Annotated in this window: 12 protein-coding genes and 1 tRNA gene; 8 read left to right on the forward strand and 5 right to left on the reverse strand. The window is 46.8% G+C overall.

Annotated features, from left to right (window positions below; all coding sequences use genetic code 11):
- Positions 1–134: transposase domain-containing protein (locus tag AC438_RS16600; RefSeq protein ID WP_156317064.1), on the forward strand; the 134-nt coding region annotated here is incomplete at its 5' end.
- A 440-nt stretch (positions 135–574) separates the two neighbouring features.
- Here AC438_RS16600 and AC438_RS10510 read toward each other — a convergent pair.
- The gene (locus AC438_RS10510) at positions 575–1,966 is read right to left on the reverse strand and encodes an HD-GYP domain-containing protein (RefSeq protein WP_053981220.1); all 1,392 of its coding nucleotides are present in this window, start codon (positions 1,964–1,966) and stop codon (positions 575–577) included.
- A gap of 695 nt (positions 1,967–2,661) precedes the next feature.
- On the opposite strand from AC438_RS10510, the gene infA reads away from it, so the two are divergent.
- Positions 2,662–2,880 carry a translation initiation factor IF-1 gene (infA, locus tag AC438_RS10520; RefSeq protein ID WP_053981222.1) on the forward strand — a complete coding sequence of 73 codons (219 nt, stop codon included), beginning with the start codon at positions 2,662–2,664 and terminating at the stop codon, positions 2,878–2,880.
- 221 nt (positions 2,881–3,101) lie between these two features.
- Here infA and clpA read toward each other — a convergent pair whose 3' ends face one another.
- Together clpA and clpS are read right to left on the reverse strand one after the other, a co-directional pair.
- The gene (clpA, locus tag AC438_RS10525) at positions 3,102–5,390 is read right to left on the reverse strand and encodes an ATP-dependent Clp protease ATP-binding subunit ClpA (protein ID WP_053981223.1); all 2,289 of its coding nucleotides are present in this window, start codon (positions 5,388–5,390) and stop codon (positions 3,102–3,104) included.
- Positions 5,391–5,409: 19 nt separating this feature from the next.
- The gene (gene clpS / locus AC438_RS10530) at positions 5,410–5,796 is read right to left on the reverse strand and encodes an ATP-dependent Clp protease adapter ClpS (protein WP_082354100.1); all 387 of its coding nucleotides are present in this window, start codon (positions 5,794–5,796) and stop codon (positions 5,410–5,412) included.
- A gap of 249 nt (positions 5,797–6,045) precedes the next feature.
- On the opposite strand from clpS, the gene AC438_RS17350 reads away from it, so the two are divergent.
- From AC438_RS17350 to AC438_RS10560, 6 genes are all read left to right on the forward strand, one after another.
- Positions 6,046–6,408 carry a cold-shock protein gene (locus AC438_RS17350; RefSeq protein WP_082354101.1) on the forward strand — a complete coding sequence of 121 codons (363 nt, stop codon included), beginning with the start codon at positions 6,046–6,048 and terminating at the stop codon, positions 6,406–6,408.
- A 92-nt stretch (positions 6,409–6,500) separates the two neighbouring features.
- Positions 6,501–7,304 carry a pseudouridine synthase gene (locus tag AC438_RS10540; protein WP_082354102.1) on the forward strand — a complete coding sequence of 268 codons (804 nt, stop codon included), beginning with the start codon at positions 6,501–6,503 and terminating at the stop codon, positions 7,302–7,304.
- Entirely contained in the window at positions 7,304–7,765 is a 462-nt protein-coding gene (locus AC438_RS10545) for an NUDIX hydrolase (protein WP_053981224.1), read from the forward strand. The genes AC438_RS10540 and AC438_RS10545 overlap by 1 nt, the downstream gene beginning before the upstream one ends.
- A gap of 43 nt (positions 7,766–7,808) precedes the next feature.
- On the forward strand, positions 7,809–8,957 hold the full coding sequence (gene mnmA / locus AC438_RS10550; protein WP_053981225.1) for a tRNA 2-thiouridine(34) synthase MnmA: 1,149 nt from the start codon (positions 7,809–7,811) through the stop codon (positions 8,955–8,957).
- Positions 8,958–9,061: 104 nt separating this feature from the next.
- A complete protein-coding gene (gene hflD / locus AC438_RS10555; RefSeq protein WP_053981226.1) occupies positions 9,062–9,778 on the forward strand; it encodes a high frequency lysogenization protein HflD in 717 nt (238 codons plus the stop codon).
- Between the two features lie 117 nt (positions 9,779–9,895).
- Positions 9,896–9,970: transfer RNA gene (locus AC438_RS10560), tRNA-Arg, on the forward strand.
- 151 nt (positions 9,971–10,121) lie between these two features.
- Here AC438_RS10560 and bluB read toward each other — a convergent pair.
- Both bluB and cobN read right to left on the reverse strand, forming a co-directional pair.
- Positions 10,122–10,820, reverse strand: coding sequence for a 5,6-dimethylbenzimidazole synthase (gene bluB, locus AC438_RS10565; protein WP_238376370.1), 699 nt, complete (start codon positions 10,818–10,820; stop codon positions 10,122–10,124).
- 219 nt (positions 10,821–11,039) lie between these two features.
- Positions 11,040–15,020, reverse strand: coding sequence for a cobaltochelatase subunit CobN (gene cobN / locus AC438_RS10570; protein WP_053981227.1), 3,981 nt, complete (start codon positions 15,018–15,020; stop codon positions 11,040–11,042).
- Between the last annotated feature and the right edge of the window lie 9 nt (positions 15,021–15,029).

A 15,029-nucleotide genomic window follows, 5' to 3' on the forward strand; every position in this document is an offset into this window, starting at 1 on the left:
GGTATTCATTAATTGAAACGGCCAAAGCCAATGGTCTCGACTGCTATGCCTATTTAGAGCATTTACTCACTGAGCTGCCGAGAAATAATTGCGATATTGAAGCGCTGATGCCTTGGTGCTTTAAGCAAGCATAATTGCGCTAGGTGTGGTTGGCTGGACGCTTACCATCTTTTCATGCATTATCGGTGGCTCAACTATGATTTCTAAAATATTCTCAAAATACTGCTTATCATCAACATTCCGTTTATTCATAATTTTGTACAGAGAACGCTCAAGTCAGTACCAATCTACCGCGTGCGCTTCCTGTATCTTTATCATCACTCTAAGCATCAAAGTCATGCTATGAAAAAAATCGTAGCTTGGCCTCCATCATGAATGCTACAAACATATTTATACCACTCACCCCCACCCTATTGATCGAGGCGTGTAAGAGACCTCGCTCGAAAGCGGCAATGTTATTGTTGGTGAGCACTATCAAGGCCTATCAATGAATATTCGTCACAATGCCGATGACTCATTCTTAGTTTACAAACGCATTCAAGTGAGCAAGCTTTAGTGTGCCTACATGCTGCAATTACTGCACATTGGCAATCCACAATGCTTTTAAGTGCAGGGGGGGGGTAGGTTGGTGAATGCGCTCTAGGCGCTCTAGGCCTTTTTTAAGCTTAAAGGCTTCATCACTATCGCATGGAGTACTCAGAAACAGTTCAATTTGATCATGCAACTTACCTATGTGGTAAATCACTTCTTGCATCATCAAAAAAACATCTTCTACTTCGCGATACGCATGCGTTAGCGCTTCGGTTTCGACTTGGTCTAGCCAGCGCATATATGCCGAATTAATGATTCCTGATTGTGTAATTGAAATATTAATGTGAATAATACTGTTTTGTAGCGCAAATACTCGCTGGTCACCGTGCCTAAAGCCAACGTCTTTGGCGAGCTGATCGATCACATCAACACAACCGCCAATGTAGGTATTGCGCTCGCGTACGGCTTCAATTAATAGTGGCATTAAGCTATCAGGGACCGCACGCACCTGCGAGGTGGGCAAGGCTTGGAGCCATTTAATGCACTTTTTACCCAGCACCCCAAAGCGACTATGCCCATTCATTTGAATCATAGGGATAAGGTCGCGCAATGGTCGCTTACCGGGCTTTAAACGCTTGATATACATCGCGTTGATAGCATCTAAAAAAATTAAACACTGCCCCAACCGACTAATCGTATTACCCACCTTGCCCGCGGGGTAACCGGTGCCGTCGAGGTTTTCGTGATGTTCGGCAACTGCACGCAATACATCATCGGGCAAGCTGGCTACGCGCTTTAACACATAAAAGCCCACTACACTGTGCGTACGCAACACCCGTAACTGCCGATAATTAAAGTGTCTATCGCTTTTCACATAATCCATAGGAATATGTAAAAGGCCTATATCATGGCTCATAGCGGCAATAAAAATATTGAGCACATCGCTTGCGCCACGTTTAAGTAGCCCCATCAATGTAGCACCTAGCCAAGCACCAAATAACGCTTGCTGATACACCGCCGGCAACTGCTGCTTAAGCACCGTCAGCTGCAACATTAAGCCGCTCATTGACGCGACCTGCGCAATGCAGCGCTTAAGCTCAGCCCAATCACCGTATCTGTCGGCAAATTCGGCAATTGCAGGGTCATCGTCGATCAATGTACTAAAGTCTATCTGTATAAGCTCGGCACTGAGCGGTCGCGCTAATGTAATCGCATCCAGATAATCAACGGGCGCCTCACCAGTGCATAGACTATTGACCACATTCACATCAAAGCGCTGACCCGCCCTCATCATCGCTTTGCCATTAACTACTACGGGGCGCTTGAAAGTCACCGGACTATGCTCATTAAATTGCACAAGGTGCTCAGCAAAATAGGTAAGGTGACTGTGCGAGCCACCCGAAAACTCAGACATAGAAGCATTAACTGTAGACATAAATTACCTTTGTAGACATAAGCGGCCTTACATGCTGGGGGCGTTTAAAATGGTCATCGGTAATACAGTAAAAAGTACCACTGCCAGTCAGTATAGACCGCACTAGCCTTGTCGGCGCCCCTCTCATCATTTATTTAGCCGCCATACTTTTCGCCAGCACAGCCTTTGTGCGCAACAATACAAACATCCACGGCACAACGACCCGAGCCAACGCTGTGATCATAAGGCCAGCAGTATCAAAAGGATCTCAATATGTTGTCATCTTGGTTGGCACAAACAGCATGTTAACTGCCATAGCGGTCATTATTTTACTCAGGCCGCACTTGTATGTGGTACTGGCTGGGGGTAAAGCGCTTAATACATCCTCAAGAGCGCCCCAGCAAAGTCCTAAAATTCGCTTTAAAGTAGCACCCGCTAGGCATGTCGCCGGCGCGCGACTCACATGCGCATCGACGTGCGGGAGCAGGCAGCGTAGAATACTACCAGCCCTTAAACCGATGTTTTTATAGGCAAAAAGACTTGATTTCATAAAAATAATGACAATTCGCATAAAATTGCGCGTTTTTCACCCTTAGTGCTTGGCTATAAGCTCAACTTAAGGCAGAATTGCGCGCTCCGACAAAACCGCCTATAGCGGTTGAGGTAGCGGCGCAGTCTCATAGCGCCAATTAGCGATTAATAGAGGACTCCGCCGAATGGCAAAAGAAGAAAATTTTGAACTAGAAGGTGAAGTGGTTGATACCCTTCCCAATACCATGTTCCGCGTTAAGCTCGAAAACGATCACGTGGTAACCGCTCATATTTCTGGAAAAATGCGTAAAAACTACATTCGCATTTTGACCGGCGACAAAGTCAAAGTAGAAATGACACCTTACGACCTAAGCAAAGGCCGTATTACCTACCGCGCTCGCTAGTACGTAAAATGCGCCAGTCATCACTACGAATTGCGACCGACTGGCCGCCCTACGTACCGAGGTAATACCTGACTTGAGTTTTACCCCCAAAAAAGGGCGCTTTACGCGCCCTTTTTTATATGACTATTCTCGGTGCTTTACCCCCCTCCCAAGTTTACCGGTAAAGATTAATTGAACACCGACTTGACTGAACACAGGCTTGATTGAACATCGACTTATTTTTAAGCCGGCTCTAGTGCTTTATCTGTATCAAGGACAATTGCACCATCTTTCATATCCGCATGTACGACCCCGCCTTTATCAGAGAGCTTACCAAAAAGCACCATTTCAGCTAAAGGCTTTTTAATTTGCTCTTGAATAATTCTAGCCATTGGCCGAGCACCCATTTTCTCATCATACCCATTAAGCGCCAACCACTTACGCGCTTCGTCGCTTACAATCAACGATACTTTTTTATCATCAAGTTGCGTTTGTAGCTCGACCAAAAATTTATCAACCACCGTCTCAATAACATCTAAACTGAGCGCACCAAACTGAATAATTGCATCCAAACGGTTTCTAAATTCAGGCGAAAAACCTTTTTTAATCGCCTCCATCGCGTCGGTTGTATGATCTTGATGAGAGAAACCAATCGATGCACGACTGGCTACTTCAGCCCCGGCATTCGTAGTCATGATCACAATTACATTGCGAAAATCCGCTGAGCGCCCATTATTATCGGTCAAAGTACCATGATCCATTACCTGCAACAGCAAGTTAAAAACATCAGGGTGCGCTTTTTCGATCTCATCCAATAGCACAACACAATAAGGGTGTTTCGTGACTGCATCGGTTAACAAACCACCTTGATCAAAGCCCACATAGCCAGGCGGTGCACCAATCAAGCGCGATACGGTATGACGCTCCATATACTCGGACATGTCAAAACGCAATAACTCAACGCCTAGCGCCTTAGCTAACTGCTTACACAATTCGGTTTTACCAACGCCGGTAGGGCCTGCAAACAAGAAAGAACCAACAGGTTTATCACCTGACACCAGCCCTGCACGCGATAGCTTAATTGCCGATGATACAGCGTCTACCGCATCAGATTGGCCAAATACCGTCATGCGTAAATTATCTTCAAGCTTGCGCAAAACGTCCTTATCTGAAGAGGAAACCGTCTTGGGCGGTATGCGCGCAATTTTAGCGATCACATCTTCAACATCTTTTACGCCAATTTGCTTTTTGCGCTTGCTCGGTGCCAATAATTGCTGATAAGCACCGGCTTCATCAATTACATCAATCGCTTTATCGGGCATAAAGCGATCTGTAATGTATTTACTCGCCAGCTCAGAGGCTGCGCGCAAAGCAGCGTCAGTGTATTTAAGGTGATGATGATCTTCAAATCGACTTTTTAAGCCTTTTAAGATTTTGTACGTGTCATCGACAGAAGGCTCTTCAACATCAATTTTTTGGAAGCGACGCGACAGTGCGCGATCTTTATCAAAAATGCCACGGTACTCTTGGAAGGTCGTCGAACCGATACACCGCAAGTCGCCATTAGTTAACAATGGCTTAAGGAGGTTTGAAGCATCCATAACACCGCCCGAAGCAGCACCCGCGCCAATAATGGTATGAATCTCATCAATAAATAATACCGCATTATCGCGTTTTTTAAGCTCGGCAAGCAGCGCTTTAAAACGCTTTTCAAAATCACCGCGGTATTTAGTTCCGGCTAATAACGCACCCAAATCGAGTGAATATACCACGCTATTGGCCAACACCTCTGGTACTTCTCCATCGATAATTTTTTTGGCTAAACCTTCGGCAATTGCCGTTTTACCCACACCACTCTCACCCACTAATAACGGATTATTTTTGCGGCGACGCGATAGCACTTGCACTACGCGCTCAACTTCTTGATCGCGCCCAACAAGCGGGTCAATTCGGCCATTGCGCGCTTGCTCGTTTAAGTTCGTCGAGTAAGAGTCGAGCGGATCCGTTGCCGCCCCTTCACCAGTTGCTCCCATGGTTTCATCATCTTGATGCTCCTGATGGCCTTCTCCACTGTGGTCAGACTGCCCCCCACCGGAAACTTTGGTAATACCATGAGTGATGTAATTCACCACATCAATACGCGCAATGCTTTGCTGCTTAAGATAGTAGACCGCTTGACTTTCTTGCTCGCTAAAAATTGCCACCAGCACGTTGGCACCGGTCACTTCATTTTTACCCGAAGATTGCACATGAAATACAGCGCGCTGAAGCACACGCTGAAAACCTAAGGTAGGCTGCGTTTCACGCTGGTCATCCGTTTCGGGAATTAGAGGCGTTGTTGAGTCTACAAATTCGAGCAGCTCCTGCCGCAATATATTTAAATTAGCGCCACAAGAGCGCAAAACCGCAGCCGCTGACTCGTTATCGAGTAACGCTAGTAATAAGTGTTCGACGGTCATAAATTCGTGCCGCTTAGAGCGTGCGCCCTTAAAAGCCGTATTTAACGTCATTTCCAGTTCTTTGCTCAACATAATCGCTCTACCTTATGTTCTAAGGATCACCATCCTCTACAACGTCTATTTCGCACAGCAGCGGGTGCTGATTTTCCCGTGCATATTTGTTCACCATCATGGCTTTAGTTTCTGCCACATCTTTCGAAAAGATGCCGCAACACGCTTTGCCTTCGGTATGTACAGTTAACATAATGCGAGTCGCCTTTTCTGAGTCCATCCCAAAAAAAAGCGCCAGTACCTCGACCACAAAGTCCATGGGCGTATAATCATCATTGAGCATGAGTACGCGATACATTGGAGGACGCTTAAGCTTCGGTTTTTCTAATTCAACCGCAACATCACCGTCTTGACCTTCGTGATCTAAAGCTGCCTTTATTTCACACCTTCTACCTAATGGTAGCTGAAGTATTTCTAGATTACCCATGATTCACACACGTCTTAATTAAGAAAAAACGTTGTCAATATTACCTCAGTTCTCATCAAGTTGTGCATCTACAAACGAATTTAACAACGAAAACTTGACAGTTACAGTGAAGTTGATTACAAAACGTACAGACATTACCTGTTTCGATAATTACAAATAATTTTTCGTGATGGCAATGCATAAAATAATAAAAAAATGTCGCATCTGTTGTGCCGTGCAATACCGCACAAATAACCAAAAGGTCTCAAAATGCCAAAAGGTATAGTGAAGTGGTTTAATAATGCCAAGGGCTTTGGCTTTATTGTGAGTGAAGACGCTCCCGTTGATATATTTGCACACTACTCGGCTATCAATATGGACGGGTTTCGTACGCTAAAAACAGGACAACAGGTTGAATTTGAACTTGAGTCGGGTGATAAAGGCTGGCACGCTTTGAATATTCGAATACCTAATGATACCCAACACTCGATGCCAGCCACCCCAGTCCAGCCCAGCAATAACGCACAAAACAGCATTGAGCAGCGCCTTCAGAGCCGCCTCTCAACCAATGAGCCCGCCCATTACGCGTCGACGGCCAAGCATCAAATTCACACCGAAACCGAGCCTGTTTAGCCTACAACAGCTCACAGGCACGGCCATTTAATTTTTTGGCACTGGCACTATTGCCCGCTACAATAGTGCCAAATTTCTTATGCGCCTTATTTATGCCCATCTTGCTACTAGTTAATAAACCTTTCCAAACCCTATGCCAATTTACCGACAACGAAGGCCGCGCCACCTTGAGCCATATTGTCGATACTCGGCGATATCCCAAGTTTTATACCGCCGGGCGCCTAGATTATGACTCTGAAGGCCTGCTGGCACTCACCAATAACGGCCGCTTGCAAAATCAACTGGCCAACCCACAATTTAAGCTCCCTAAAACCTATTGGGTACAGGTTGAAGGAGCGCCTAACCCCGAGGCTATTGCACAGCTAGCGCAAGGGATCACATTAAAAGACGGCCCCACTAAACCTTGCACAGCCAAAATTATTGATGAGCCCAATATTTGGGCGCGTACCCCCCCTATTCGCCAGCGCGAAAACAGCCCAACACATTGGCTAGAAATTGTATTAAAAGAAGGTCGTAACCGCCAAGTACGCCGAATGACTGCCGCCGTAGGCCTACCCACATTACGACTGATACGCAGTCAAATTGGCCCTTGGGGATTGGAGCATTTAACGCCGGGGCAAAGCCGCGAAGTACAGGTAAATGTTACCCACGAGGCACCAAACAAAAACCGTAAACCCAAAGGCAAAGCAAGTGCGGGCGCCAAAACAGCCTCTAGGCGCCACAGCGCATCCAATGAAGGTACATCTAAGAAAGGTGCATATAAAGGTACACCTGATAAAAGCACGCCTCACAAAAACGCATCCCGCACAAGTACGCCAGCCAACACCACAGGCCGTACAAAATCGCCCAGCTATCAAAAGCCTACCGCAAGACTGGCAAAAAAGAGGCCTCGCTAATGTCATTTGCACCGCATGTTACCGTTGCAACCATTGTGACCCAGCCATCAGCCAACCATGAAACCTTGTATCTTTTCGTCAAAGAGCACGCAGAAGGTCGCGTGGTGTACAACCAGCCCGCTGGGCATTTAGAAAACAACGAAACCCTGATGCAGGCCGCCATCCGCGAAACATTAGAAGAAACTGGCTGCCATATTGCCATTGATGCCTTGCTAGGCATAAGCCATTATGTCGCACCGAGCAATGCACAAACTTATATCCGATTTACCTTTATTGGCACTTTACTTAAGCAAAACCTGACGGCAAAGCTTGATCAAGGTATTATTGCCGCCCAGTGGTTAACCAAAGCGCAAGCCATCGCTAAGCAAGATGCTCTACGCAGCCCGCTAATTCTTAACGATATTGCTCGTTACGAGCAGGGCGAAACCTTACCTTTACATACGATTTACAACCATTTATAAGCTGCGCGTTTGCAGCCTCCTAACATTGCGAGCCTAATATTTAATGAGCACCACAGCCACCTCTCGTTCAAACACTAAAGTCATTGTCGGTATGTCTGGCGGTGTTGACTCCTCTGTATCGGCCCTACTGCTTCAGCAGCAAGGCTTTGATGTGGAAGGGCTGTTTATGAAAAACTGGGATGAAGATGATGGCACCGAGTATTGCACCGCCAAAGAAGATTTGGTCGATGCGCAAGCTGTATGCGACAAGCTCGGTATTACCCTACATACCGCCAACTTTGCGGCCGAATACTGGGATAATGTCTTTGAATATTTTTTAACCGAGTACAAAGCCGGCCGAACCCCTAACCCCGACATTCTATGTAACCGCGAAATCAAATTTAAAGTGTTTTTGCAATATGCCGAGGCTCTAGGCGCTAACCATATTGCCACCGGCCACTATGCCAAAACACACACCGTAGGTGGACATACGCAATTACTCAAAGGGCTAGACCCCAACAAAGACCAGTCGTATTTTTTACATGCAGTTGCAGGCCAAGAATTTGCCAAAACGCTATTCCCTATTGGCGACATCGAAAAACCACTGGTGCGCGCACTGGCTGAGCAACACGGTCTAATTACTCATAATAAAAAAGACAGTACTGGCATTTGCTTTATTGGCGAACGTCGCTTTAAAGATTTTTTAGCCCAGTATTTGCCGGCACAGCCAGGCGCCATTGTCACCGAAGATGGTCGCGTTATTGGTGAGCACCAAGGCTTGATGTACCACACCATTGGCCAACGCCAAGGCCTGGGTATTGGCGGCGTGGCCGGCGCCCCCGAAGAGCCTTGGTATGTCGCTGTTAAAGACCTCGACAACAATCAACTGGTTGTTGTGCAAGGTAAGTATCACCCCCTATTAATGGCCGACACGCTGTATACCGAACAGTGTCACTGGATCAACCCCCTCGAAACCGTTGGCGGCATTGACCTAATCCAAGGTTTACGCTGCCACGCCAAAACCCGCTACCGCCAGCCCGATCAAGCCTGCACCATCACACAGCACAACCAAGGCTTAAAAGTTGTGTTTGATGAACCTCAACGCGCCATTACACCCGGTCAATACGCCGTCTTTTACTTACAAGACCACTGCCTAGGCGGGGCCATTATTAACCGCGCTTGCAATAGCCAGCCAGGATTGGAAGCCATGTAGCAAGATTGGAAGCACGGTAATAAGCGCAGGGCTAATAAGTCCACAATGCTAACGCACATCAAAATAACAGCGATAACGTTAATCGCATTAAAAAAGCATACCGCATGAGCACACACAGTAATAACAATGACCACAACAATAACACTGGCCACAACAATAACAACAATAGTACAGGAGCCAACTTTAACAGTATTCAAAATCAAGCGATTGCCTTAGCTGGCACACTACAAGCTGTCGATTTGGTCAAAGAGCTAGCGACAACAGGCTACCTTAACAGTCATGATTTTGAAGCCTGTATAAACAGTTTGTTTGTCACCAACCCAACTAATACGTTAGAGGTTTATGGTAGCCTTGGGCATATTGAGCGAGGACTAACTCGCTTAGATTCACTACTAAGCAGTAAAATCAACAGCCAGCATAAAAGTATTATTCCCTACGCTGTTGGAGTCAACAACTTAGCGGCGCAGCTCAATAAAAATGGTGCCATGCTCAATACCATCGCCAAAAAGCTCGAGGCCTGCCAGCACCAAATTGGACATTTTGGTTTATCCCACGACAATGTCATTGCGAGTATTGCCGAGTGTTACACCCAAACAATCAGCACGCTTAGCTATCGCATTCAAGTAAAAGGCGAATACACGTACTTACAGCAAAAGCGTGTTGCCAATCAAATACGCAGCTTATTACTCAGCGGTATTCGGGCCAGCATTTTATGGCGCCAGAACGGGGGCGGTGTTTTTAAATTATTATTTAGCCGTACCAAGCTACACAGTGAAACACATAAGCTGCTCACACTCAGTAAACACGAAAACAACCCTTAGAATTGCCAATTACTGCATGTTTCGTTTGGCGAACACGCCAAACGTTGGTAAACTTACGTACTCAAATAAGCCACTCACATTAGCCGAGCACTGTATCGCACAAAGGCTTATACCTACGTCCCCATAGTTTAATGGATAAAACGAGGCCCTCCTAAGGCTTAGATGTTGGTTCGATTCCAGCTGGGGACGCCATAGCTTGACCATAGAGGTGTAAGCCACACCGCCTAAAAAACCTCCCACGCCACTCAATCAAACTCACCAACTCTTCACTTAGCCAACTTAGCCACTATCATTGAGCGAAATATCATTGAATAATGGCCGACGCACGCTGATAACATACTATTTATTTGTCACTTGACTTATGACCGTACACCCATTTGTTTTCAAACAACATCTGCGCCAGTGGCTTCTCTTGCGCCCAACCCTCTGACACTAGCATCGACTTTTCATAAAACGCATCCACAGGACCGATGCACAAAATAGCCACCGGATGGCTGTGCTTTGGCATACGCAATAACACCTTAATATCTTCAGGATCAAACAAAGACACCCAGCCCATGCCAACACCCTCAACTCTTGCCGCCAACCACATATTTTGAATCGCGCACGACAAAGAAGCCAAATCCATTTCAGGCATCGTTCGACGGCCAAAAATATGTTGATCGCGTTTATCAGGCAGTGCAGCAACCAACAACTCCGAGCACTGCATTACGCCTTCCACTTTAAGCTTTAAAAAAGCTGCCTTTTGCTCCCCCAAAGCTTCAGCCGTTAAGCCACGCTCTTTTTCAACAATAGCGTAAAGGTCGCGCCGAATATCATAATCGGTTATGCGTATAAAACGCCATGGCTGCATGAGCCCTACACTTGGTGCTCTGTGCGCAGCCGATAAAATACGCTGTAAAATAGCGGCATCTAACGCCCGCCCATTAAAGTGACGCATGTCGCGCCGCTGCGCTATCGCTTTATAAACAGCGCGCTTTTCTGCCTCAGTAAAACTATACGATTCGTTCATTAACTTTTTATTCCATACTGTTTTGATCAACCACCCCCCCTTACAAAATGCCTTCAAGCACACTTTCTCTCACTATTTTTGCGCTAAACCCCACTCCAGTGACTTTCCTCATGACCCAATTCATCTCGAACAGTAGATGTAGATAATGATAACAAAGCTTGGGCAGGATTGGATTGGATTGGGCAGAGTACAATAAAGACAATTACGTCAGCGCTCTTTAAATTCATCGCTCTGGGTCATCAGTATTCACTAACACTCTTGTGATGCATCAATGTCTAACAATAAATTTTGCAGGCGGCCTGCATATTCGCCGGGTTCTTGCCATAGGCCACGTTGCGCGGCTTCTAGTAGTCGCTCGGCCATTTCTTCTAGGGCAGCTCGATTGTGCTGTGTCATAAAGGCTTGATTGGCGGGGTCAAAAACTAAAGCCTCGGCAACGCTGGCGTATTGGTAATCGTCAATTAAGTTGGTGGTGGCATCGTAGGCAAACAAATAATCGACACTGGCGGCCATTTCGAAAGCGCCTTTATAGCCATGCTCTTGCATACCGGCAATCCATTTGGGGTTTAATACTCGTGAGCGAATAACACGATTAAGCTCTTCTTTGAGCAGCCTTATTTTAGGTTGCGAAGGGTTGGAATGGTCGTTGTGATAAACCACCGGCTCGCTGCCAGAAAACGTTGCAATAGCGTTGGTCATACCCCCTTGAAACTGATAATAATCATCGGAGTCTAGTAGATCATGTTCGCGGTTATCTTGGTTTTGCACCACAGTTTCAAGATGGCTTAAACGATATTGGAAACTTGCTTTAGCTTGCTTACCCTCTTGCGAGTCTTTATCTGCCCCGTAAGCATAACCGCCCCAATTTAAATACGCTTCGGCGAGGTCATCGCGACTCTCCCAGCAGCGCTCATCAATGAGGCCTTGCAAACCGGCACCATAGGCGCCGGGCTTACTGCCAAAAACACGGTAGCTTGCCTCGCGCTTTGCGGTTTGCTCATCTATGCCTTGGGCCAATAATTCGCGCTGACGACATCGAATATTCTGCCTAATGGTATTGCCATTACCCGGCTCTTCATAATCGGCAATGGCTTGTACGGCAGTATCGTATAAGCGCATGACATTGGGAAAGGCATCACGAAAGAAACCGGACACCCGTAAAGTCACATCGACTCGCGGGCGGTTTAATAACATGGTGGGCACAATTTCAAAATCAATAACGCGATGTGAACCAATTGCCCACAAAGGCTTAATGCCCATTAACGAAAAGGCTTGGGCAATATCGTCGCCACCTGTACGCATGGTGGCCGTGCCCCATACCGATAAACCCAGTTGCTTAGGGTAATCGCCGTGCTCTTGCAAGTGCCGCTCAATTAATGCATTAGCCGAGCGCTCGCCAATGGCCCAAGCCGCAGGCGAAGGAATAGAACGACTATCGACCGAATAAAAATTGCGCCCTGTAGGCAAGGTATCTAAACGGCCACGCGTCGGTGCACCGCTTGGACCAGGCTCTACAAATAAACCCGATAAGCCTCGCATTAAGGATTGAATTTCGAGGACTACGCTTTTTTGTAAGGCCATGTGTATAACGGTTTTGGCATACGCACATTGCTCGGCTGTTTTAGGAAAGCGCTGACTAAACACGGTAGGTATTGTACCGCTAATAATATATTGCTCGATCCATTGCATGGCCAATAGCTCTAACCGCTCGCGGGTATCGGCGGTGGTGCGCCACGGGCGAGAGTCGACAGCCTTTAATTCAGGAGGCTGTGCGCCTTGCCATTGCTCTATAGGCTCTTGCAGTGGATCGAATATTTGACCCTTATGCAGCAAAGCCATATCGGCTGCTAAATTATGCAAAATGCCTTGCTCGGTGACAGCCGAGCCTCGCGGCAAACGCAACAAGGCGACTAAAGTATCGCTGAGTTTATCGGCTTCGGGCAGCATCCCCAATATATGGAGACCATGACGAATTTGGGCTTCTTTAATATCACAAAGATAGCTGTCGATATCGTTGAGTAAGACCTCATCGGTGTTGGCCGGGTTAATACTGGCAGCCCCAGTATTATTATGTGGCGTTTTGTTAGCACCTTGGGATGAACGGGCGAGTTCTTGCAAAATATTGGTGCGCTTAACGTGCTCTAATATTTGCTCTTTGAGCCAAGTTTCGCGGCGTATATCCATGCCCATTGCTTGATAATATTCATCCACTAATCCTTCAAGTTCGGCTAAATCACCGTACACCTCGGCACGTGTCATAGGCGGCATAAGGTGATCAATAATCACCGCTTGGGTGCGGCGCTTTGCCTGCGCACCTTCGCCGGGATCATTGACAATAAACGGGTAAAAATGCGGCGTGGGCCCAAGGGCAATATCGGACCAGCAGCATTCACTTAATGCCGAACCTTTGCCGGGCAACCACTCTAAGTTGCCATGTTTGCCGACATGTACAATGGCATCTACGCCATACTCAAAGCGCATCCAAAAGTAAAAGGCTAAATAACTGTGCGGCGGAATTAAATCGGGGTCGTGATAGTTAGCGGCTAGATCCATATTAAAACCACGCGCAGGTTGAATACCCACAAAAGTTTCGCCCAAACGAATACCTGCCAGCATAATGCGTCCATTACGGCACTTAGGATCTTGCCATGGGTCGCCCCAGCGCTCGCGTATGGCTTTTTGGTTGGCCTGTGGTAAGCGGGCAAAGTGGCGCTGGTAATTTTCAAGGCTAATACTTTGCCAGCACGGCAAGTGATGCAGGGTATTGGGGTTGTTGGTAACCGCGCCTAATAACGCGTGAATTAACGCGGTGCCATCGGCGGGTAAATCGCCTACCGGATAATTATTATCGGCTAAGGCCTGTAAAATATTTAAGGTGGACGCTGGTGTATCTAACCCTACCCCATTACCAATACGACCGTCTTTTGTTGGGTAATTAGCCAGTATTAATGCTAGGCGCTTTTGTGAATTGGGCTTAAATGACAGCTGAATATAGCGTGCAGCCAACTGCGCAACAAAGCTTGCACGCTCTTGATGTAAGGTATAACACACCACTGCTATTTGGCAGCGCTCACTCCAAAAAGCTTCGGCTTTAAAGCTGACGGCACGGGTAATAATGCGACCGTCCATTTCGGGTAATACCACTTGCATGGCAATATCACGAGCACGTAAACCTTGGCTATAACTTTGCCAATCGTTTTGGGTACTACTGGATAAAACTAACTGAAACACTGGAATGGCGCGGTAAAACGGTGAAATAAAATCAGTCGGTTGCGAGGCCAAATCGGGGCTAGATACAGTATTGCACGCAAAACCTGTAGTATTGATAATTAACTTAGCATCGGTCCTATCAATTAATGCATTAACTAACGCCAATGATTCGGCATCTTTTAACGAGGCGATAGCAATGGGCAGCGGCTGTAAGCCCTCGCGCTCTAAAGTGGCAATGAGTTGATCAAACATGCCGGTATTAGCGCTTTGTAAATGACTACGATAAAACAAGACAACACACACTTTTAGGTGTATTGCACTGCCCTGATCAACTGTATTTTCCTTAGCGGTGTTGCCCTTAACTGCACCGCTGTCGCGCGGCATAATTTGTGAGGGTAAGTTGGGTGTTGTATTACGCCATCGCTGCTGCCAGTCACTCAAGCTCGCTTGTGAATGTTTGAGTGACGAGTCAGGCATATACATCATGCAATGCGGTAAAGGCTGAGGCTCATGCCACGGATAAGACTGTCCAAAATAGTGTGCGGCTAAAAATGTGAGTAACTGGCGGTTATTGAGCGCACCGCCTTGGCGTAAATAACGCCAAACACGAGTGGCCTCATCAAAAGGCACACTTGAGCACTGCATTAATGCTTTATCTTCAGTATCGTCGCCAGGCACTAAAATTAATGTGCGGCCAGCACCTTGTGCTTGCCACTCAATTAATTGATCAAAACCATATTGCCAATAGCTTGCGCCACCGAGCATCGATACCACAACCACTTTTGCATGATCTAAGGTTTTGTCGCGGTATAAATCAAAGGCGGCTGGTTTTAATACGTTCATCCAATTGGCGAGACGAAGAGTGGGAAAGGTGCTGGGCAAAGCATCGGCGCTTGTAGCAAGTGCTGCTAAAGCGCTGTCAGCGGCCGATAGTATAACGATATTACCCGGCGACTGATCGAGATCAACAATCCCTTCATCATCAGTAAAACCACCGGGTTGTGCTGCGAATAAATGCATAATAAACCA

The organism is Marinagarivorans algicola, assembly GCF_001292705.1.
Taxonomy (GTDB): Bacteria; Pseudomonadota; Gammaproteobacteria; order Pseudomonadales; family Cellvibrionaceae; genus Marinagarivorans; species Marinagarivorans algicola.

Coding starts and splice junctions, on each gene's coding strand:
- mnmA (WP_053981225.1), top strand. CDS start 7,809: ATGAGCACCACAGCCACCTCTCGTTCAAACACTAAAGTCATTGTCGGT.
- AC438_RS10510 (WP_053981220.1), bottom strand. CDS start 1,966: ATGTCTACAGTTAATGCTTCTATGTCTGAGTTTTCGGGTGGCTCGCAC.
- clpS (WP_082354100.1), bottom strand. CDS start 5,796: ATGGGTAATCTAGAAATACTTCAGCTACCATTAGGTAGAAGGTGTGAA.
- infA (WP_053981222.1), top strand. CDS start 2,662: ATGGCAAAAGAAGAAAATTTTGAACTAGAAGGTGAAGTGGTTGATACC.
- cobN (WP_053981227.1), bottom strand. CDS start 15,020: ATGCATTTATTCGCAGCACAACCCGGTGGTTTTACTGATGATGAAGGG.
- clpA (WP_053981223.1), bottom strand. CDS start 5,390: ATGTTGAGCAAAGAACTGGAAATGACGTTAAATACGGCTTTTAAGGGC.
- AC438_RS10545 (WP_053981224.1), top strand. CDS start 7,304: ATGTCATTTGCACCGCATGTTACCGTTGCAACCATTGTGACCCAGCCA.
- AC438_RS10540 (WP_082354102.1), top strand. CDS start 6,501: ATGCCCATCTTGCTACTAGTTAATAAACCTTTCCAAACCCTATGCCAA.
- hflD (WP_053981226.1), top strand. CDS start 9,062: ATGAGCACACACAGTAATAACAATGACCACAACAATAACACTGGCCAC.
- AC438_RS17350 (WP_082354101.1), top strand. CDS start 6,046: ATGCCAAAAGGTATAGTGAAGTGGTTTAATAATGCCAAGGGCTTTGGC.